Raw genomic sequence first — 21,526 nt, 5'->3', positions numbered from 1 at the left:
ATGAATTTTATTGCTAAGTCCGCTTTCCCCAAATTTTTGGGATTGTTTTTGATGTTGGTTTTTTTAGTTTCTTGTGAGCAAGATTTAACAACCGTAGGTACTGGTGTAGTTGGTAATGAGCCTTTTGCTACTGGTAAAGAAGTCTATGATGTGTTTGCTTATAATAAAAACATAGAAGCGGTACAGACCAATAAGTTGGCTGTTTATCAATTGGGTACGTATAATGACCCAATTTATGGCAAAACCGAGGCATCTGTAACTTCGCAATTATTTCTTAGTACAGCAAATCCTACTTTTGGGAGTTTTTCTCAAGATAAGGAAGATAGGGCGGGTACTACAGATGAGGCTATAACAACAGTTCAGGAAAATGAGACGGTAAAAGAGGTATATCTTTATATTCCCTTTTTAACGAATTCGTTGGATACTGATGGAGATGGTGTTGCCGATGAGTACGATGCCGAGCCAGAGAATAGTGATAATGATAACGATGGCGATGGGGTTTCGAACATTATAGAAACCGCATCGAATACAGATCCTTTAGATGATACAAGTGTGGATGCTGATCGTGATGGTCTAAATGATACAGACGGCGCCACTATATTTGCTGACAATTTTGCTGAAAAGGTGGAGTTGGATAGTATTTATATTAACGGAGTTAATTATGATGATGTAGCTAAATCTCCACTGCCAAAATTTAATTTAAAGGTTGAGCGATCTACCTTCTTCTTAAGAGATTTGGATCCAAATGCCAGTTTTCAAGAAGCACAACAATATTATTCTAATCAAGTGTTTTCACCGGATTTTGTTACAGGTGATCCTTTGTTTCAGGGTGATGTAGAAATCATTGATGAGGAAATTTTAATTCAGAATGAAGATGATGAATCTACAGAAGATGTAGATGAAGCGCAAACAAATACCAAGTTGCCACCAGGAATTAGAGTAGCATTGGACAATGATTTTTTTCAGGAAAATATTTTGGATAAGGAAGGTAGTTCAGAATTGATCAGTCAATCTAATTTCACTGAATTTATACGTGGTCTTCATTTCTCTATAGTCGATGGTGATGGTAACAATGTACTTTTCATGTTCGATTTAAGAAGTTCAAATATTACCATGACATATAGTTACACAAACTATGATACCAATGGTACCACAGATGATACTAGTGATGATAACCCAAATAATATTTTAGAAAGAGATTTTACTTTTTCTTTTTTAACTCAAAATACATCGACTGGTGTAATTTCTGGAAACGCCGTAAATACTTTAATTACTGAAAATTACGGACCGCAGATATTGCAGGCTTTGGATAACGATGAAAATGCAGCAAGAATATATGTTAAAGGAGGTCCTGGTACATATGCGGAAATTAATTTGTTTGAAGAAGATGGTGGTGAAAATATTCTTGAACAAATAAGAAGTGAAGATTGGGTGATTAACGAAGCAAATTTGGTGTTCTATATTGACAGAGATCAATTGGATGCTGCAGGTAGTACATTAGAGCCGCCAAGACTTTATTTGTACAACGCTGAAAATAAATTCCCTTTGATCGATACATCGACAGATGTTGCTTTGGCTGAAGCGGGTACTCCTAATCTGTTTGCTTTTTACCCAAATTATGGTGGCGTAATAGAAAAGACTAATGGTAAAGGTGTGCGTTATTCTGTAAAAATCACCGATCATATCAACGATATGGTCGTTAGGGATTCTACAAACGCTACATTAGGTTTAACTTTAGCTACGAATATCCAAAATTGGAATATATCAGATGCAAAAGTTACAAATGGTGAAGAAGAATTGCCAATTACTTCAACGTTAACACCATTAGGGACTATTCTTTACGGGAGTAATTTAGAAGCCACTGATCCAAATTTTGATAAGAGGTTAAAGTTGGAAATCTATTATACTCAAGCAAATTAGTAAGTGGTTCTATTTTCCTTGATATTAATTTAGTTGTTGACATACCACTTGTACAATAGTAACGTTGTTTACACTAAATGGTTTAATTCTATTGACGTAATTAATTAGTTTTGCTGCAATTAGAATTGAATATAAAATACTCAAATAGAAAGTAATATGTGCGGAATTGTTGGTTACATAGGACATAGGGAAGCTTTTCCTATAATAATAAAAGGACTTCAAAGATTGGAATACCGAGGTTATGATAGTGCAGGTATTGCATTGTATGACGGTAATCAGATAAATCTTTCTAAAACAAAAGGGAAAGTAGAAGACTTAAAGAATAAGGCAAAGAGTATTTCGCAGGCTGGTACTATAGGTATTGGTCATACACGTTGGGCAACACATGGTGTTCCAAATGATGTTAACTCACACCCGCATTATTCCAATTCAGGTGATCTAGTAATAATTCATAATGGTATCATTGAAAATTATGAATCCATAAAACAAGAGTTGACCAAACGTGGTTATACCTTTCAGTCTGATACCGATACAGAAGTATTAATTAATCTAATTGAGGAGGTTAAGAAAACCGAAGATGTTAAACTTGGTAAAGCGGTTCAAATAGCACTTAACCAAGTTGTTGGCGCATATGCAATTGCAGTATTTGATAAAAATAAGCCAGATGAGATTGTAGTGGCTAAGTTGGGTAGTCCTTTAGCTATTGGTGTTGGTGAAAAAGAATTTTTCATAGCATCGGATGCTTCTCCGTTTATTGAATTTACTAATAACGCCGTTTACCTAGAAGATGAGGAAATGGCCATTATTAGACTTGGAAAAGAAATAAAGCTTAGAAAAATTAAGGATGATGCAGTTGCGTATCCAAGAATTCTAGAGCTTCAAATGAATCTTGAAGAAATTGAGAAAGGTGGTTATGATCACTTTATGTTAAAAGAGATTTATGAGCAACCTAGAGCTATAAAAGATACCTATAGGGGACGTTTGTTGGCAGATCAAGGTTTAATTAGAATGGCGGGAATTGACCTTAATATGGAAAAGTTCTTAAATGCCAATAGAATTATTATTGTTGCTTGTGGTACATCTTGGCATGCAGGTTTGGTTGCAGAATATATATTTGAAGATTTAGCAAGAATTCCTGTAGAAGTAGAGTATGCTTCAGAGTTCAGGTATCGAAATCCTGTTATTACAGATAAAGATGTATTAATTGCAATTTCACAATCTGGTGAAACTGCAGATACTTTAGCGGCAATCAAATTGGCCAAGGAAAGAGGTGCGTTTGTATTTGGTGTTTGTAATGTGGTAGGTTCTTCTATTGCTAGGGAAACAAATGCCGGAGCCTATACACATGCCGGACCAGAGATTGGGGTTGCCTCAACAAAGGCGTTTACTACTCAAATTACTGTGTTGACCTTAATGGCTTTGAAACTGGCTAAGGCAAAAGGTGTTTTTTCAGAATCTAAGTACCATGAGTATTTAACTGAATTGGAAACTATACCAAGTAAGGTTGAAAAATCTTTGGAATCCAATACATTAATTGAAATTATATCGGATGTCTATAAAGATTCAACTAATTGTCTTTACTTAGGAAGAGGGTATAATTTTCCTGTGGCACTAGAAGGAGCGCTTAAATTAAAAGAAATCAGTTACATTCATGCTGAAGGATATCCGGCAGCGGAAATGAAGCATGGTCCAATTGCACTTATCGATGAACATATGCCAGTTTTTGTAATTGCTACAAAAAAAGGACATTATGAAAAAGTGGTAAGCAATATCCAAGAAATTAAATCTAGAAAAGGTAAAATTATAGCAATTGTTACTGAAGGGGACGAACAGGTAAAAGAGTTGGCAGATCACGTAATTGAGGTGCCGGAGACTTTAGAAAGTTTGACGCCGTTATTGACTACAATACCTTTGCAATTGCTCTCGTACCATATTGCGGTAATGAGAGGTTGTAATGTTGATCAACCAAGAAACCTTGCCAAATCTGTAACGGTGGAATAAAAGAAAATTATAATAATTTTAAAAAGGGGTGTGATTGCAATCACACCCCTTTTTTTCGTTCAGTCAAAAAATAATTTAGGTAGATTAAGTTGATTTTTAGTTAATTGCAAAAGAATAGTTAATTGCGTTTTTGCTAGTAAAATAGCTATATAATTATTAAAATAATACTATGCATGCATAATTTTTTTCAAATTACTATTATTGGTATAAAATAATCTGTATCTTAACCCACAACTAATTTTAAACTATAATTAAGAATGAGAGCAATACTACTTTTAGCATTGATGATTATGGGAACCTTTGCGTATTCCCAAACTAATATCAGTGGTAATGTTGTTGACCAGGACAACGTGCCTATCCCCGGGGCCAATATTGTTATTGTTGGCAAAACCATTGGGACTGTAACAGATTTTGATGGTAATTTTAATTTGGCTACATCAGAAGTGCCACCTTTCAAAATAGAAATATCAAGTATTGGTTATACGAGTAGTACAGAAGATATTACTAGTGCGAGCCAAACTATTACCGTTGTTTTAAATGAATCTCAAACCTTTTTGGATGAGGTAGTCATATCTGCTTCAAGGACTCCTGAGCGTATTTTTGAATCTCCGGTAACCGTTGAGAGAATTGGTATTTCGGAAATAAAGAATACCACGGCTGCCGATTTTTATGGCGGTCTTGAAAATCTTAAAGGTGTAGACGTTAACACAAACAGTTTAACATTTAAATCGGTTAACACCAGAGGTTTCGCATCTTTTGCCAATACACGTTTTATGCAACTTGTAGATGGTATGGACAACTCTACACCTGCATTGAATTTCCCTATTGGTAATTTGGTTGGTCTTATAGAGCCAGATGTGTTAAGTGTTGAATTGTTGCCTGGGGCATCATCTGCACTATATGGGGCAAATGCATTTAATGGAATTTTGTTTATGCGAAGTAAAAGCCCTTTTGACTATGAAGGTATCAGTGTATCTATTAAACAAGGTATTACTTCTCAACAAGCTTCGGGAGATAATTCTTATACTGATTTTGGTATTAGGGCTGCACATAAGTTCAGCAATAAGTTTGCGGCTAAGGTTAATTTTGGTTACTTAAAAGGTACGGACTGGGCTGCTAATAATACAGATGATAGAAATACAGTTGGTGGTACGCGTGATAACCTAAACTATGACGGTATTAACGTTTATGGTGACGAGGTAGCTACCAATATTAAAGAAGTTGCACTTACGCTAGAGGGCTTAGGTATTTTACCTTCTGGGGCAAATGCTTTAGTCCCTTCTGAAATTGTTAGTAGAACAGGGTACAATGAAGGAGATCTAACCAATTATAATGCAGAAAGTATTAAAGCGGATTGGGGCTTGTATTATAGACCCATTGAAGATAATAGTTTAGAAATTTCTTATGTAGGTAAAGTTGGTACGGGTAATACCATTTACCAAGGTACTAATAGATATAATATTGCCGGTTTCTTTCAAGAACAACATAAATTGGAAATCAAAAATGATAACTTTTTTGTTAGGGGTTATGTAGTTGGTGATAAAGCTGGTGATTCTTATGATATGGTTTTTACCGGAATTAATATTAACAGAGCATGGAAAGATGATAATACATGGTTTGGTGAATATACGGGTGCCTATGTGCAGGCAACATTGGCAGGTGCTACTGACCAGCAGGCTCATGCTGCTGCAAGGGCACAAGCTGAATCTGGTAGACTATTGCCAGGTACGCCAGAGTTCGAAGCTGCATTTAATAGGGTAATAAAAGATCCGGATTTAAGTGTAGGGTCACAATTCTATGATCAATCTAAATACTACCATGCTGACGCTAATTATAACTTTAGTCATTTAATTGATTGGGCGGAAATACAAGTTGGTGGCTCTTTTAGAGAATATAGTTTAAATTCTTTAGGTACTATTTATACAGATTCAGAGGAAGATGGACCTATTGATTATTCGGAATTCGGAATTTATTCACAGGTTCAAAAGACTTTGCCTATGGCAGGAGAAAAAAGTTTAAAACTAACAGGGTCTATCAGGTATGATAAATCTGAGTTTTTTGATGGTTTTTATTCTCCAAGATTGTCTGCAGGTTATACATTGAACAGAAATCATAATATAAGAGCGTCTGCTCAAACAGGATTTAGAAATCCTACTACTCAGGATCTGTTTATTGGTTTGGATGCCGGTAGAGCAATTTTAGTTGGTTCTGCACCTGATAATTTAGAGCAATATTCAAGAGATTTTGATGTTAGTGCAACAGGTCAGTTGTTAGGTCAACCTTCGTCGGTTACACAAACTGGTGCAGCTGCATATAATAATTCTTACTCCGCAGCTTCTGCCACCGCTTTGGCTGAGACAGGTGACCCTTCGGTTCTTGAAGTTGCAAATCCAGATTTAGTGAAGCCAGAAAAAGTAACTTCTTTTGAAATCGGGTATAGAGGTAAGGTCGATAAATTAGTTATTGATTTTAGTACCTACTATAACAGCTATCAAGATTTCATCTCTCAAGAGGTAGTTGTTGCTCCTTACTATGGAGAAGTTGGTGATGGCGGACTTTCAGTTGCGGCAATAGCTAATGGAGATTTCCAGGCATATAGTACATACACCAATACTGATGCTAATGTTAATTCTTATGGAGCATCTATTGGTCTTGATGTTAAGGTGTTGGGTAATTTTGATTTAGGTGGTAGTTATACATTTACAAAACTGGATTTTGATCGTGAAGCCAATCCAGATGTAATGCTGAACTTCAATACTCCAGAACACAAGTTCAAAGCTTCTTTTGGAAATAAGGAACTTTTTGAAAATTTCGGGTTTAATGTGTCCTATAGATTTAGCGATGATTATTTCTGGGAAGCTACTTTTGGTAATGGTGTAATCCCTGAATTTCATGTAGTTGATGCGCAAATTAACTATGAAGTTCCAAGTATAAAATCTTCTTTCAAATTAGGGGGTACAAACCTAACGGGTAAAGAATATAACACTGCGTTCGGTACGGGTCTTATTGGGTCTATGTACTATGTTTCTTGGACAATTAACAACTAATTAAAATCAAAAGTTGAAATGAAAAACTTAAAATATTTATATATTTCTTTAGGTGTCTTGGCTTTTACGGCTTGTAACGACCCAGAAGATGTTGATTTAGAACCAGAGGTCATTGTAGAGGAATTGCCCGCGTTAACTGCTGGTTCTGCAGATTTCTCTAATTATGTTTCATTAGGTAACTCTTTAACGGCAGGTTTTACAGATGGAGCTTTATTTCAAGCTAGTCAGACATTGTCTATGCCCAATCTGTTATCGCAAAAATTTAGCCTTGCAGGTGGGGGTAGTTTTAGTCAACCTTTAACCAATGATAATATTGGCGGTCTTGCACTTGCGGGTACTAGAATACAAGATCCTAGACTAGTATTTGGTGGGGCGGGTCCTGTTTCTTTAGAATCTTTAATTGGGGATGTAACCGTTACCACGGATATTGCTTTAAATAACCCAACAGGACCTTTTAATAACCTAGGGGTGCCTGGTGCAAAAAGTTTTCATTTGTTAGCGCCGGGATATGGTAATATAGCTAACGTTCAATTAGGTCTTGCTAATCCTTATTTTGTAAGAATGACCGGTGCCACGCCAGATATTAGCGTTTTAGAAATGGCAGTTGGTCAGTCCCCTAGTTTTTTCTCTTTATGGATAGGTAATAATGATGTATTAGGATATGCCACTACGGGAGGTGACGGAACAGATCCTATTACGCCTATTTCCGGTGCGCCAGGTCAAGGTTTTGATGGTAGTTATGGAGCTTTGATCGCAACATTAACTGCAGGTGGTGCTCAAGGGGTCGTTGCCAACATTCCTAATGTTACAGATGTGCCTCATTTTACAACAGTGCCACATAACCCGTTAGATCCTACCAATCCAGATTTTGGAGATCAAATTGCTACTTTAAATGGCATTTTTGGGCAATTGAATCAAGTGTATGCTTTCTTGGGTGTGCCAGAGCGCTCCATAGAATTTTCCACAACCGCGGCAAGTGAAGTCGTAATAAGAGATGAAACGTTGACCGATTTGTCAGCTCAAATAGCTGGTGTACTTAGTGCAAGTCCTACATTTCCGGCTTTTGTACAATCTTTTGGACTGCCAGTAGAAGCTGCGCCTTTAGTGGCGGGGTTATTGGGTAGTACTTATGGGCAAACAAGAGAAGCAACTGAAGATGATTTGTTCGTATTACCAAGCTCTTCTATTATAGGAACAGTAAATACAGAATCCGTTGCTGCTCTTATGGCTGCAGGTTTACCACAGACATTGGCAGGACAGTTTTCAGTTGAAGGTATTTCATTGCCATTAGAGGATAAATGGGTGTTAATTCCTAGTGAGCAAGAAGAAATTGCCGTGGCTACAGCGGCTTTCAATCAAATTATAGAAGCTACGGCTAATCAAGCAGGTTTAGCTCTGGTTGATGCAAATGGACTATTGAACCAATTGGCGAATGGAGGAATAACAAGTGGTGATTTTACATTAACCTCAAATTTGGTAACTGGTAGCGCATTCTCTTTAGATGGTATACATCCAACTGCAAGAGGATATGCATTGTTGGCTAATGAATTCATGAAGGCAATAGATGCAACATATGGTTCTAATTTTGAAGAATCCGGTAATTTGTTGAACGTAGGAGATTATCCTACGAATTACCCGGCAACACTACAATAATTGTGTGTAAAATATGAATTTAGGAAAGGTGCTTTTAGGGCACCTTTTTACTTTTGTAAAAAAGAAAAAAAACAGTTTTTCTTTAAAATTGAAAACTATATCTTTGCAGCCTGAAAATGAGAGCATTTTTTTCAGGTTTTATTAAACGTAATATATAAACATATAACTAATGTCAAAAGTTACAGGTAAAGTTTCGCAAATCATTGGCCCCGTAGTTGATGTAGAATTTCAATCAGGTGCAGATCTTCCTAAAATCTATGATTCTTTGGAAATTGTCAATAAGGACAAATCAAAATTGGTTTTGGAAGTTCAATCTCATGTTGGCGAGAATACGGTAAGAACTATTTCTATGGATTCTACCGATGGTCTTAGTAGAGGGGTTGAAGTAGTGGCTACAGGTAGTGCGATTCAAATGCCGGTAGGTGATGACGTATATGGTCGTTTGTTCAATGTAATCGGTGATGCTATCGATGGTCTTGGTAATTTGCCTAAAGCAGGTGAAGCCGGTCTTCCAATACATAGAGAAGCTCCAAAATTCGAAGATCTTTCTACATCTACGGAAGTTTTGTTCACTGGTATTAAGGTTATCGATTTGATCGAACCTTATGCAAAAGGTGGTAAAATTGGATTATTTGGTGGTGCCGGAGTAGGTAAAACGGTATTGATCCAAGAATTGATCAACAACATTGCTAAAGGTCATGGTGGTCTTTCAGTATTTGCAGGAGTAGGAGAAAGAACTCGTGAAGGAAATGATTTGCTTCGTGAGATGTTGGAATCTGGTATTATTAAGTACGGTGATGATTTCATGCACTCTATGGAAGATGGCGGATGGGATTTGACGAAAGTTGATAAAGAAGCAATGAAAGGTTCAAAAGCGACATTCGTTTTTGGTCAAATGAACGAGCCACCTGGAGCACGTGCTAGAGTTGCACTTTCAGGGTTGACAATTGCTGAATATTTCCGTGATGGAGCAGGTGATGGTCAAGGGAAAGATGTACTTTTCTTCGTAGATAACATTTTCCGTTTTACCCAAGCAGGTTCTGAGGTATCGGCGTTATTAGGTCGTATGCCATCTGCGGTTGGTTACCAACCTACGTTGGCTACGGAAATGGGTGCTATGCAAGAGCGTATTACGTCAACTAAAAGAGGTTCTATTACTTCGGTACAAGCGGTTTACGTACCTGCGGATGATTTAACGGATCCAGCACCGGCAACAACTTTTGCTCACTTAGATGCAACAACGGTATTGTCTCGTAAAATTGCCGAGCTTGGTATTTACCCTGCGGTAGATCCTTTAGATTCGACTTCAAGAATTCTTACAGCTGAAATATTAGGGAAAGAGCATTATGCATGTGCGCAAAGAGTAAAAGAGCTATTACAGCGTTATAAAGAACTACAGGATATTATCGCCATTTTAGGTATGGAAGAATTATCTGAAGAAGATAAGTCTGCGGTAGGTAGAGCAAGACGTGTACAACGTTTCTTATCTCAACCATTCCACGTAGCAGAGCAGTTTACAGGTATACCGGGTGTTTTAGTTGATATCAAAGAGACTATCAAAGGATTTAATATGATTATGGATGGTGAATTAGATCACTTGCCGGAATCAGCTTTTAACCTTAAAGGTACTATTGAAGAAGCGATTGAGGCTGGTGAAAAAATGTTGACTGAAGCGTAATTAAGTTCAGAGTTCAGAGTTTATGGTTCAGAATTGAAACTAATAACTCATAGCTCATAACTCATAAGTAAAAGAGATATGTATTTAGAAATTGTATCACCAGAAGCTACCTTATTTGCTGGCGAAGTAACATCAGTTACAGTACCTGGTATAAATGGTGAGTTTCAGATGTTAAAAGATCACGCTCCAATTGTTTCTTTACTACAAGAGGGTAAGGTGAAAGTTGCGGGCAATATAACTCTAGATAAAGAGTATGCGTCTAAGTTCACTAAAGATGCTGCCGGAAATACAGTTTTACAAATTTCTAGCGGTACTATTGAACTTAAGAATAATAAAGTAATTGTACTAGCGGATTAATTAGTACATTTTATTATAAATTATAAAGGCTACACTTAAAAGTGTAGCCTTTTTTTATTCCTTTTCGTAAGCAAGAATATCGGCAGGTTGGCAGTCTAATGCCTTACAAATAGCATCCAGTGTAGAAAAGCGAATGGCTTTTGCTTTACCTGATTTAAGTATGGATAGGTTAGCTTCGGTAATACCAATCGTTTCAGCCAGTTCTTTGCTTTTTAAATTACGGTCTGTTAATACGGTATTTAAGTTAACGACAATGCTCATAATTATATGGTTAGGTCGTTTTCTGTTTTTATATTATATGTCATTTTCAAAATATCACTTTGAATAATAAAATACAATCCAACTATTGTTATGAATACTTGAAGGAGTAAATTATTATCAAATATAATTTCAACTGGTACATTTGAAATTAATTGTTTCACGAATACTAAGGCGTAAGTTAGGTAGTTTAAGAGTGAACTGAATATTAAGGACTTACCTGATTTTTTTAGATTGATTTGAACTGATGGACTGAAACCTATATTTTTTGTCATTATCCCAGCTACGTTCTTTAGGTATTTGACTCCAATTATTAGTAAGATATAGCCAAGAATAGATATGACTAATATTAACCATGAAATTGCATCCCATTCTTGGACGAAATTATTTTCTTGAGCAATAGGATTCAACCCTAAAGGACCAAAAAATAATATTACTAAAAGTCCAAGACAAAGGGTATAAAATAGAATATCTATTAGTACTTTAAACAGTTCAGTGTGTCGCATAATTATATAGTTAGGTCGTTTTCTTGTTTTAGACGATAGCCTTCTTTAATTAATTGGGCTATAATAAGTAGAAAAATAGCTATTACTAAAAGTGATATTCTGCCGCTTAGTGCCGTTCCAAAATTTTTGCCTAAGGTATATGAAGCTGAAACACCATATTCTAAAGTTTTTTCAAAGGATTTTTCTATTAACCTTATAAAGAAAATTAATACAGAATAGGCTATAAGTCCGTTACCGACCTTTCTAAATATAGCACTATTTTTTTCTGTAAATATTGTATCCGTTTTAAATTCAGGTATTACTTTTCTAAATTTCAAAAGAAGCCAGAATATATAACCTTGTAATAAAACAGTTGGTAAAGGAATTAGAAGCATTAGTATCCAGCTATTTTCTTCACCGAAATATTGAAGCAAATCAGATTTTGTTAGAACGTATTTTGATAGTTCACCTAAGTTTATAATTATAGATATTAGTACGGAGAAAATTAAAAAATTAATAAGCCATTTGAGTGCAGTAAGAAGACTTTTCATAAAAGATATTATTGTTTAACGATAATAAATATATAAAAATTATCGAAAAACAATAATAAAAATAAAATTTATTGGATTATGATGTCTTCAAAGAAATCAATTCCCAGTCTTGACCCAAAGAATGATAAGTGCAAATTTTCTCAAAACCAACGGCGTAATGTGCACCTAATGATCTGCTGTTTGTAGCATCAACTTCGGTAATTATGGTATCATATTTTGGGTAAGAGGCTTTTTTCATGGCGTTATAGAGTCCACGGAAAACACCCATTTTTCTATGGGTCTTGGCAACACAGATTTGCCCCATGGTAATAAAATTTTTAATGTTTACATTTTCTAATTCGGTAAACATTGGTCTTAGAACTGAAATTTCATCTTTAAAATCATCAGTCATTGAAAGTGCGTAACCAACTACTTTATCACCATCTTTTGCGATAATATGGGGGCAGGCGTTGTTCATTCTAGTTAGCACATCTAAATTGTGATGTACAGTTACAAATCCTTCTTGTTGTATTTCTAGATCGGAAACAGCTGATTTTAGGTTCATTTCTTGTAAAGAAAGAATTTGTATTAATTCTTCTTTGGTTGTGGCGATAGTATATATTAAGCTCATTTATTCAACTTTTAGCCAAGCTTGGCGGGCTTTTAATACTTTTTTTGAAGGAGCTTTGACATTTTTCTCCACTAAGTTGATGGCATAGTTTGGTTCAGAGGTTAAAATGACCTCAGTTTTTCTTTCCATACCATCTCTTAAAAAAGTTATTGAAAGAGTGTCTTCTGGTTTGAATCCTTCATTGATAAACGAATTAAATTGAATTCCATTAGGGAATGATTCTCCGTTTATTGAAGTAATGATATCGTCTTTATCTAATCCGGCAAGGTAAGCCGGACTCCCAATTTTGGTATTGCTTCTAATTTTACCGTTTAAATCATCTGTTATAGATACAGCGGCACCAAAATAGGCTATTTCTGCATTTTGAGACATACTTATGCCAACTGTTTTAAATAGTTCGTTATACTGCGGCATTTCGCTTTTATAAACAAAACTATTAAAGAAGTTATTGCCGAATGTTTTACCGGCGTACGTGTTCAATAGTTCGTTCAAATTTTCAATGGTATAAGGTTTTTCGGTTTTACCGTAGGTTGACCAAACCAGCTTCATAAAATCATCTAAATTAAGACCTTCATTACGTAGTTGTAAATCTAAAGCTAACCCAAGAACACTGCCGTAAGAGTAATATGAAATAAAGGTATTTTCTCTGTTAACGGGGTCTACGGAAGTTGCCGCATCTACAAAAGGAGCTTGGTAACTCATTTCTATAGGGTTAAAGAATTGTCTTGCAGGTGAATTCCATACATAGTTAAAAGTGCCTGTTAATCTTTCTGCATATTTTTCAGGTGTAATTAAGCTTGCCCTGCATAAAATAAGGTTGGTATAATAACTTGTAAAGCCCTCTGCAAACCATAATTCACCACTCATGTTTGCTTCTTCAAAATTAAACGGTTCCAAAGATTTTGGTCTAATACGTTCCACATTCCAGCTATGAAAAAACTCATGTGAAACGGTCCCTATATTTCTATCCATACCACCATTTGATAATGTTCTGGTGCTGGTCAAAATTGTAGAATTTCTATGCTCCATGCCATCACCGGAAGCATTTGGTACATAGCAAGCAATAAAAGTATACGAACCATAATCAAATGTGGGTAGCTCTCCGAATACTTCTTTTTCGGCAAGAACCACTTTTTTTACTTTCTCAAAATATGTGGATGCTTCTTCTTCGGTACATGGATCATGTAACGCTAATTTTATGGTTTGCCCATCTATATTGAATTCCCTTAGTTTGTGATTGCTTAATTCGGTTGGGCTATCCATAAAATACTGCAGATTTGGAGCGCTATAGGTGTTGTTTTTTATTAAAGGTAATTGTGTAGCTATCTTCCAATTTAAATCATCTCTGGTTTTGAAATCTACAGTGATTTTTCTTGTGCTTAGGGATGGGGCGTACATAAAGGTTGCCGGTATATTCAAATGGGCGTGTGTCTCATCAATTTGAGAATACGTTCCGTCCGCTCTATTGGCATAAAGTGTATAGGTGATTTTTACAGTGCCATCATGTTTAGGAACAAGCCATTCATATGGGTTGTTTTTTGAAATGGGTAGTGCATCGCCCTTACTGTCAAATGCCTTTAAGTTATATACGTTTTTAGCGAATTCATGAAGTGCATACCTACCTGGTGATGTGCGGCTCATCCTAAGTGATAAAGTGTCTTCAATTATTTCGTTGAAGGTTGCTGAAATATCGGCTTCGTGATGTACCGCATTATCAAATGATATTACATAGGTACTAGATTGTGCGGTAATACTTGAAATATGTAATCCTAAAAAAAGTAAAAGGGTGAGATAGCGCATATCTTAGATTTTTAGCTAAGATAATGAAGCTGGTAAATGAATGTTGGAAAAATGGATTCTAAAATGAAAATATGGGGTGATAAGTAGGGGGGTTATACAATTCCGTTTTTTTCGAATTTTTCTATAATGGTATCTTTAATACCTTTTAAATGAAATTCTGTAATTGGTTTGGTTACAAAATCCGATACCAATGACTTTTTCTTTAAACGTTCAATATCATCTCTATAAGCAGAAGAAGTAAGCACAAATACCATACAATTATCTGGAGTTGCAATAGATTCTAATTTATCCATAAACTCCCATCCGTTCATTACTGGCATATTTAAATCAAGAAAAATAATGTAATTATGGGATTTTGAATAGGAATTGCTAAGGTGTTCTATTGCGGGCTTTCCATTTGAGAAATTTAATATTTCACCCTGTAGTTCGGCATGATCAATTCCTTTTTCCAGTAAAAATGTAAAAATGGGATCGTCCTCAATTATTATAAGTTTATAATTCATTTATTTTCGTCTAAATCGATGGCATTAATGGTATTGTCTACAATATCTTTGATAACATTGTCAATTTCATCTGCCGATGTAATTATATAATTGAGAATTTGATCTCTTTCTTCAGGCTTTAATTTTTCTTTATCGTCTCTTAATAAGTCTACCAAACCCATTAATCTTGCTACTGGAGCTCTAACGATATGTGATTGGGTCCATGCTATTTTTTTCAATTGGGCATTTTGTTCCTCAATGGCATTTAAATGTTGAACCTTGGTGGTAACATCTTTAGAATTTACCACAATTCCTTTTAATGAGGGTTCGTCAATTTTGTTGGTAATAATGGTTTCTAACCAGATCCAGTGTCCGTCCCCATGTTTAAATCTAAATGGCTTAATGGATACTTGGTTAACTTTTAGAATTTTAATAAACTCATTAAATACTCTATTGTAATCATCTGGGTGCACATAATCGAACGCATTAGTACCCATAAATTGTTCTGGTGTAATATTCAAGATTTTCGAAGAAGTAGGACTTGCATATGTGAAGTTGGCATTTTCATCCATAATACAGATCATATCGCTGCCTTCTTGCACTAAGGTTTTATATCTGCGTTCACTTTGCTCTAGTTGTTCTTTTGCAATTCTGGTTTCATTAATATCTCTAGAGGTTATAATAACCCCTTGAATTGAAGGTTCGTGTATTTGGTTGGATACATTGGCTACAAACCATCGCCATTCACCCAGTTTATTTTTAAATCTAAACGGTTCTATTTTTATAGAATCATTTTGGGTTATTTTGTTGAACTGTGTTTTTACACGCTCTAAATCATCTGGATGTATGTAATCGAAAGCATTTTGTCCTTCAAATTCTTCGGGGCTTATTTGAATGACCTTCATTGAACTTGGGCTTACATATTTAAAATTGGCTTCGGCATCTAGTATAGTTATGATATCACTACTCTCTTGTACCAAAGTCTTAAATCTACGTTCGCTATTTTCTAATTGAAGTTCCGCTTTTTTCTTTTCGGTATTATCTCTGGCTATGCAATAATATACACAATCTTTTTCATCCCAGTTAGAGGACCAAAGCATAGGAACGGCATGACCATCTCTATGAACATATCTATTTTCAAAATTGACTACTTTGTTTCCGGACAATACAAATTCGGCATTTTCTTCTGTTACAATTATATCCTCTTCATAGATCAGTTCAGTATATTTGGTACCAATAATATCTTTTGGTGCATAGCCCCAAATATCGTTTACTGCTCTGTTAATACTTAAAAAGTATCCTTCCTCATCAAGGGTGCATATAATATCTAAAGAAGTGTCCATTATTTTTTGCATCTCCTCTTTTGCACTTAATAAAACTTGCTGAGATAAGATTTCTGAGGTAATGTCTTTTGAGAAACAGGTAATCCCTATTTTTTCCCCCTCCTTGTTATACATTAAATCAAAAGAGGTTAACCCGTATGTGGTCCAAAATTTACTGGGGTCTTGTATTTTCTGTTTGACCGAAAAACTACCGGTTTTAATTGCCTTGGTATAATAAGATTTCCATTTTTCCGTAATACTGCTAGGTACGCTTGTAGAAAAAACAGAGTCTCCTTCATTGAAAGGTTCACCTTGGATTTTTTTAATCAGTTCGTGAAATGCGGTATTGGCCGTAATTAGTTTAAAATCCAAATCTATAGACCACATGAGGTCCCTAGTGCTATTGATCATAGCCTCTTGGTTATTCTTGACCCTATGAAGCTCGGTTGTAAAGCTTTTTTTCTCTGTTATATCTTGTAAAGTACCGTACATAACTAACGGTTCTTTAGCTTCGTTCCATTTTAGTACCTTACCTTTTTCATGTATCCATTTAAATTCCCCATTTTTTTGTAAGAATCTGTATTGTACGCTACAATCTTTAGATGGGTATTGTAAGCATTGAAGCATTTTTTTCTCAACTTCAGCTACATCCTCAGGGTTAATTAGTTTAAACCAGTCATCGGTTGTAAAATTTTTTACTGTATTGGGATCTATGCCTAAAATGTCAATGCCTTGTGGATTTAAAGTAAAGGTATCGTTTGCGAAATTACGTTCCCAAAACCCTATGCCGGTGGCAGAAACAATGTTATCTAAAAGTCGACCCTTTTTCTCAAGTTCAATTTTTTGGTCTTGTTCAATTTTTTTCGCCTTACGTAATTCTAAAAGATGAACAACTTGTTTGGCTAAGGTTTGTAGTCCGTCTATTTGAGTTTCATTAAGTTGCCTTGATTCATAATCGATAACACATAATGTACCAAGTCGGTGTCCATCGGCTGTGGTTAATGAGGCACCGGCATAAAAACCTACATTGGGGTCTTCTGTAACAAGTTTATTGTCTTGAAATCGTTTGTCTGCATGAGTGTCCTCTACTACTAGTACATCTAAATCGTCGGTAATAACATGCTTGCAAAAAGATTCTTTTAAAGGAGTACCATTACCTTCAAATCCGAAGTGCGATTTAAAAAACTGCCTTTTATCATCAACTAATGAAATTAAGCTTACAGGGGTATTACAAATAGAAGCGGCTAAAGATGTAATTTCGTCATAGATAGCTTCTGGATTAGTATCCATAACATCAAAAGAAATCAATGCTTTTAATCTATTAGTATCTAAAATATTTCTCCCTTTCATGGTTATCTTTGTAAGAAGATAGTTACTTATTCTAATATTCTAAAATAATAGTAAGAAATTTCTTTAAAAAAAGAGGCAAAAATAGTATTTAAGTTTGTTTATCAATGCATTTAATTGATTTTTTCTTCAATACACCTAAATTTTATGATCATCTAAGTGGTTATCTATCAGATTGATAAATGAATATTTGCAACGTTTTCAATCAAAACCTTAAAGGATTGTCAGTGATATTGATAAGATGGTAGAAAAATTTCATGAAATTTTCAATTTGGTTATAATCCTTTCATAGAAAAGTTATTTTTGTGCTATGAGCCAATTGCCTAATAGATTAAAGCGAGTTTTAGAAACGCGTAAAAAAGAAGGTACTTTACGTACACTTAATACCACAGAAGGTTTAATTGATTTTTTATCCAATGATTATTTAGGTTTTGCTACTAACGAGACCTTATTTTCTAAAACTTTTCAATTATTATTGACTGAAAGTGTTGCCTCAAATGGTTCTGGAGGGTCAAGATTATTATCTGGAAATCACAAATTATTTACTAGGTTAGAATCTCAATTGGCCACCTTTTACAAATCTAATGCGGCATTGGTTTTTAACTCTGGGTATGATGCCAATATAGGGCTATTTAGTACTCTTCCCCAAAAAGGCGACCTGGTATTTTATGATGAGTATATACACGCTAGTATACGAGAAGGGTTGCGTTTAAGTAACGTCAAATCCTATAGTTTTTCACATAACGACCTTGCTAGTTTAAAGGAAAAAATAGCTTTGAATGTAGCTAGAAATGAACATGAAACATACACGGTTTTTATTGTAACGGAAAGCATTTTTTCCATGGACGGAGATTCTCCTGATTTGAAAGCCTTTGCTAAATATGCTAAATCAAATGAGTATTGTCTAATAGTGGATGAAGCTCATGCGGTTGGGGTATTGGGTAATAATGGAGAAGGAATGGTGCCATTGTTGAAATTGGAAAAAGATGTTTTTGCTAGAACGGTAACTTTTGGGAAAGGATTTGGTTGCCATGGTGCAGCAATACTTGGCTCTGAAGATTTGAAAGATTATCTAGTTAATTTTGCAAAATCATTTATATACACTACTGGCCTAACACCACATTCATTAGCTACAATTATAACTGCTCATGAATTTTTGGATGAACTTGGTAAAGCGCCTAGAAAATTACTATTTGAAAACATTGAGTACTTTAAAAAACAAGTAGCATCACATAAATTAGAAGCTTGTTTTTTGCCAAGTGATTCTGCTATTCAAGGTTGTATTATACCTGGTTCTAAAAACGCAAAAGAAGTAGCTAATAAGATGTTGGATAAAGGTTTTAATTTAAAAGCTGTTCTATCGCCAACGGTGCCAGTAGGACAAGAACGGTTAAGAATTTGTTTACATAGTTATAATTCAAAGGAAGAGATTGGGCTTTTGGTAAAATTATTGGCTAATTATATGTAGTGGTCTATGGAGAATAAATTCTATCAATTGGCATCTTTTGAATATGTTGCCGATGTGCAAATTGTTAAAGGTAAGCTAGAATCTGAGGGTATACCCGTTTTTCTTAGGGATGAGAACACCTTGAACTCAGATCCATTGATCAGTAATGCCATTGGTGGTGTAAAGTTGCAAGTATATTCTAAAGATAAAGAAAGAGCAATTGCTGTCTATAACAGTATTAGAACGTACGCCTTGGATAATAATGGAAAACCCATTGTTTGTCCTAATTGCAAAGCGCGGAGGTCAGAGCCATATTATAACAGTAAGGGTATATTTTATAAACTTTTTCCATTTTTCGAGAAAAGAAAATATAAGTGCCTAAATTGTAACATGATCACTAATTCAAAGTAAGAAAATATGCAAAAGATTTTTGTGACAGGAATTTCTACCGAGGTAGGTAAAACTATTGCATCAGCAATTTTTGTTGAAGCATTGAAAGCCGATTATTGGAAACCGGTACAGGCTGGAGATTTAGATAATACGGATACGGATAAGGTAAAACGTTTAATATCTAATGATAGGTCTAAGTTTCACCCAAGCAGCTATAATCTAAAATTGCCCATGAGTCCGCATGCTGCTGCCGAGATTGAAGGTGTCTCTATAGATAGGTTTCACATTAACGAGCCAGAAACGGAAAATAATTTGATCATAGAAGGGTCTGGTGGTATATTGGTACCGCTTAATGATGAAGATACTATGTTCGACATTATAATGCCAGATTATAAAGTGGTTGTGGTATCTAGAAATTATTTGGGCAGTATCAACCATTCTTTATTGACAATACAATGGTTGTTACATAAAGGATATGAAGTTTCGGTATTGTTCAGTGGAGAAGCAAATCCGCACACGGAGAATATCATACTGCATAAAACCGGTGTGTCGTTAATCGGTAGAATAGACGAAGAAAAAGAATTCACAAAAGAGGTTATTAAAAAATATGCCGACAAATTTCAAGGAATATTACAAACCTTATAATCGCTGTAAAATAATGGCATTATCTACCGTTGCAAATAATGTATAATGTTGGGCAAGGTAGTTATCTATGTACTGGTTTTCCTCAACTTCTTTTTTATCTAAAATACGTTTACCTTTTCTAATGACAACGGTTTTTGGTTGTAGTTCTTCCATGATAAATTTTAATTCTTCAATAGACTTTTTTCTCGGATTTTTGAAAAAGGTAAAAAGTTCATCCCTACAAATATTACTAGGATGTGTAGAGGCGGTAGTTGGTGGTAAGGTGCCTAAGTTCCAATAACCAATATGATATTCAAAGAATAGTACGTTCTTGGTTTCAAGTTGATTTTCTAAAATGAATTGTGGGGCAGAAAAACCTTCACCATTGAAAATAGTACCTTTTTCAATCTTATTATTTATAACATTTGCGTACTCCAGATAACTTTCGGCTGGAATCAATAGACCAATTACGGCTAAGTAAGCCGGTATTTTTGGTTTATGAACTGTAATAAGGTTGCTAACAACAACACCTACTAAAATTAAAAGCATTGGGTGTAGCTGAATTAGGTAATGGCCATTGATTCTTCCTCCTTTTGCAAAAGAAAATAATACACCTATTATGGTAATCAATAACAGCTGTATATTTCTATTCTTAAAGTCTAGATTTTTACTTTTATGGGCATAAAACAAAAATACAGCTGTAATAACGAAGATGGGTGCTAGTTTAAAAACAGAATAACGTCTAGCTTCTGTATATTCTAAAGGAGCAAGAATTACGGACTCCCACCAGGTATACGTTATATCGTTCAAAAAATACGGGGTTACCGTGGACAGAATAATGGTTAGGGCTCCGGTACCAAATAAGACAACCTGTACAAAGCTTGTTTTTCTGTTAGTGAAAATGGACTCATAGCATAAGAAAAGTCCTAAGAACAGAATTGGGAAAGCCATGTTTAGCTTAACCATTACCGTTGCACCCACTAGTATACCAGATAAAAATATGGAAAAGCTAGAATTTTTTGAAAGCAAAAGATAGATAGACGGTACAAAGAAGGCCATACAAATATGTTCTGACATTACCCCTTGTAAGCTGCCAAATAGGCTTAGCAGAACAACGCAGATTATCCCTATGAATACAGACGCTTTTTTAGAGACTAGGGTCAATGCTATTTTATATGTAAAGAATGCGGTTATAGCTACTAAAACTACACCGGCAAAGCGTATGGCAACAAAACTTTTGCCAAATATGGAAATGATAGCCGCAAAAAAAGCAAAAGTTAAAGGTGGTTTTAGGTCCCACAACTGGGTATAAGGTAAAAATCCGTCAACCCAAGATTGACCTAGAAGAATAAAGGTACTTTCGTCACGATCTACATAGTCTCTAAAGAAAAAGGGAAATCGAATAAATAGTGTAATTAATGAGAGTAATAAGAACACCGTAGTATCCTTCATTTGGGAAAAAGCTAAAAGTGCATTTCTGTTTCTTTCTAAGGGCATCTGATTATTGCAGTTTATTTCCCGATCTTTGCAAGATAGATAAAATGGCGAATTATA

Annotated in this window: 17 protein-coding genes; 9 read left to right on the top strand and 8 right to left on the bottom strand. The window is 35.2% G+C overall.

Features of this window, described 5'->3' with window-relative positions; all coding sequences use genetic code 11:
• From YQ22_RS06745 to YQ22_RS06720, 6 genes are all read left to right on the top strand, one after another.
• Nucleotides 1-1,920 (top strand): DUF4270 domain-containing protein, encoded by a 1,920-nt coding sequence (locus tag YQ22_RS06745; RefSeq protein WP_071340569.1) that lies wholly within the window; start codon nucleotides 1-3, stop codon nucleotides 1,918-1,920.
• Between the two features lie 156 nt (nucleotides 1,921-2,076).
• Nucleotides 2,077-3,921 carry a glutamine--fructose-6-phosphate transaminase (isomerizing) gene (gene glmS / locus YQ22_RS06740; protein ID WP_071340568.1) on the top strand — a complete coding sequence of 615 codons (1,845 nt, stop codon included), beginning with the start codon at nucleotides 2,077-2,079 and terminating at the stop codon, nucleotides 3,919-3,921.
• 257 nt (nucleotides 3,922-4,178) lie between these two features.
• A complete protein-coding gene (locus YQ22_RS06735; RefSeq protein WP_071340567.1) occupies nucleotides 4,179-6,968 on the top strand; it encodes a TonB-dependent receptor in 2,790 nt (929 codons plus the stop codon).
• 18 nt (nucleotides 6,969-6,986) lie between these two features.
• The gene (locus YQ22_RS06730; RefSeq protein ID WP_071340566.1) at nucleotides 6,987-8,621 is read left to right on the top strand and encodes a G-D-S-L family lipolytic protein; all 1,635 of its coding nucleotides are present in this window, start codon (nucleotides 6,987-6,989) and stop codon (nucleotides 8,619-8,621) included.
• A gap of 169 nt (nucleotides 8,622-8,790) precedes the next feature.
• A complete protein-coding gene (gene atpD / locus YQ22_RS06725; RefSeq protein WP_058104851.1) occupies nucleotides 8,791-10,299 on the top strand; it encodes a F0F1 ATP synthase subunit beta in 1,509 nt (502 codons plus the stop codon).
• Between the two features lie 78 nt (nucleotides 10,300-10,377).
• On the top strand, nucleotides 10,378-10,656 hold the full coding sequence (locus YQ22_RS06720; RefSeq protein WP_058104852.1) for a F0F1 ATP synthase subunit epsilon: 279 nt from the start codon (nucleotides 10,378-10,380) through the stop codon (nucleotides 10,654-10,656).
• 54 nt (nucleotides 10,657-10,710) lie between these two features.
• Here the strand turns inward: YQ22_RS06720 and YQ22_RS06715 are convergent, their stop codons facing one another.
• The 7 genes from YQ22_RS06715 to YQ22_RS06685 all read right to left on the bottom strand — a co-directional run bounded on the left by YQ22_RS06715 (nucleotide 10,711) and on the right by YQ22_RS06685 (nucleotide 17,514).
• Nucleotides 10,711-10,917, bottom strand: coding sequence for a helix-turn-helix domain-containing protein (locus YQ22_RS06715; protein ID WP_071340565.1), 207 nt, complete (start codon nucleotides 10,915-10,917; stop codon nucleotides 10,711-10,713).
• 2 nt (nucleotides 10,918-10,919) lie between these two features.
• Complete coding sequence (locus tag YQ22_RS06710; protein ID WP_071340564.1) at nucleotides 10,920-11,420, bottom strand: DUF2975 domain-containing protein; 501 nt, start codon at nucleotides 11,418-11,420, stop codon at nucleotides 10,920-10,922.
• 2 nt (nucleotides 11,421-11,422) lie between these two features.
• Nucleotides 11,423-11,950, bottom strand: a complete 528-nt coding sequence (locus YQ22_RS06705; protein ID WP_071340563.1) for a DUF2975 domain-containing protein — start codon at nucleotides 11,948-11,950, stop codon at nucleotides 11,423-11,425.
• Nucleotides 11,951-12,026: 76 nt separating this feature from the next.
• Nucleotides 12,027-12,560, bottom strand: a complete 534-nt coding sequence (locus YQ22_RS06700) for a GNAT family N-acetyltransferase (protein ID WP_071340562.1) — start codon at nucleotides 12,558-12,560, stop codon at nucleotides 12,027-12,029.
• Nucleotides 12,561-14,360 (bottom strand): M61 family metallopeptidase, encoded by a 1,800-nt coding sequence (locus YQ22_RS06695; RefSeq protein WP_071340561.1) that lies wholly within the window; start codon nucleotides 14,358-14,360, stop codon nucleotides 12,561-12,563. It lies immediately after the preceding gene.
• A gap of 92 nt (nucleotides 14,361-14,452) precedes the next feature.
• Nucleotides 14,453-14,863: a response regulator gene (locus YQ22_RS06690; RefSeq protein ID WP_071340560.1), complete on the bottom strand. Its 411-nt coding sequence runs from the start codon at nucleotides 14,861-14,863 to the stop codon at nucleotides 14,453-14,455.
• Nucleotides 14,860-17,514: a PAS domain S-box protein gene (locus tag YQ22_RS06685; protein WP_071340559.1), complete on the bottom strand. Its 2,655-nt coding sequence runs from the start codon at nucleotides 17,512-17,514 to the stop codon at nucleotides 14,860-14,862. The genes YQ22_RS06690 and YQ22_RS06685 overlap by 4 nt, the downstream gene beginning before the upstream one ends.
• 307 nt (nucleotides 17,515-17,821) lie before the next feature.
• On the opposite strand from YQ22_RS06685, the gene YQ22_RS06680 reads away from it, so the two are divergent.
• The 3 genes from YQ22_RS06680 to bioD are packed head-to-tail and all read left to right on the top strand — an operon-like array spanning nucleotide 17,822 to nucleotide 19,993.
• Nucleotides 17,822-18,979: an aminotransferase class I/II-fold pyridoxal phosphate-dependent enzyme gene (locus YQ22_RS06680; RefSeq protein ID WP_071340558.1), complete on the top strand. Its 1,158-nt coding sequence runs from the start codon at nucleotides 17,822-17,824 to the stop codon at nucleotides 18,977-18,979.
• A gap of 6 nt (nucleotides 18,980-18,985) precedes the next feature.
• Nucleotides 18,986-19,369 carry a DUF2007 domain-containing protein gene (locus YQ22_RS06675; RefSeq protein ID WP_058104861.1) on the top strand — a complete coding sequence of 128 codons (384 nt, stop codon included), beginning with the start codon at nucleotides 18,986-18,988 and terminating at the stop codon, nucleotides 19,367-19,369.
• Between the two features lie 6 nt (nucleotides 19,370-19,375).
• On the top strand, nucleotides 19,376-19,993 hold the full coding sequence (gene bioD / locus YQ22_RS06670; protein WP_071340557.1) for a dethiobiotin synthase: 618 nt from the start codon (nucleotides 19,376-19,378) through the stop codon (nucleotides 19,991-19,993).
• Here bioD and YQ22_RS06665 read toward each other — a convergent pair.
• Nucleotides 19,988-21,469 carry an ArnT family glycosyltransferase gene (locus YQ22_RS06665; protein ID WP_071340556.1) on the bottom strand — a complete coding sequence of 494 codons (1,482 nt, stop codon included), beginning with the start codon at nucleotides 21,467-21,469 and terminating at the stop codon, nucleotides 19,988-19,990. The two genes, bioD and YQ22_RS06665, sit on opposite strands and share 6 nt — an antisense overlap.
• Nucleotides 21,470-21,526: the final 57 nt, after the last annotated feature.

It is taken from the genome of Maribacter sp. 1_2014MBL_MicDiv, from assembly GCF_001865655.1.
In the GTDB taxonomy this organism is placed as follows: domain Bacteria; phylum Bacteroidota; class Bacteroidia; order Flavobacteriales; family Flavobacteriaceae; genus Maribacter; species Maribacter dokdonensis.
Note: the sequence above shows the minus strand (reverse complement) of the source record. Positions and strands in the feature narration are given on the sequence as shown.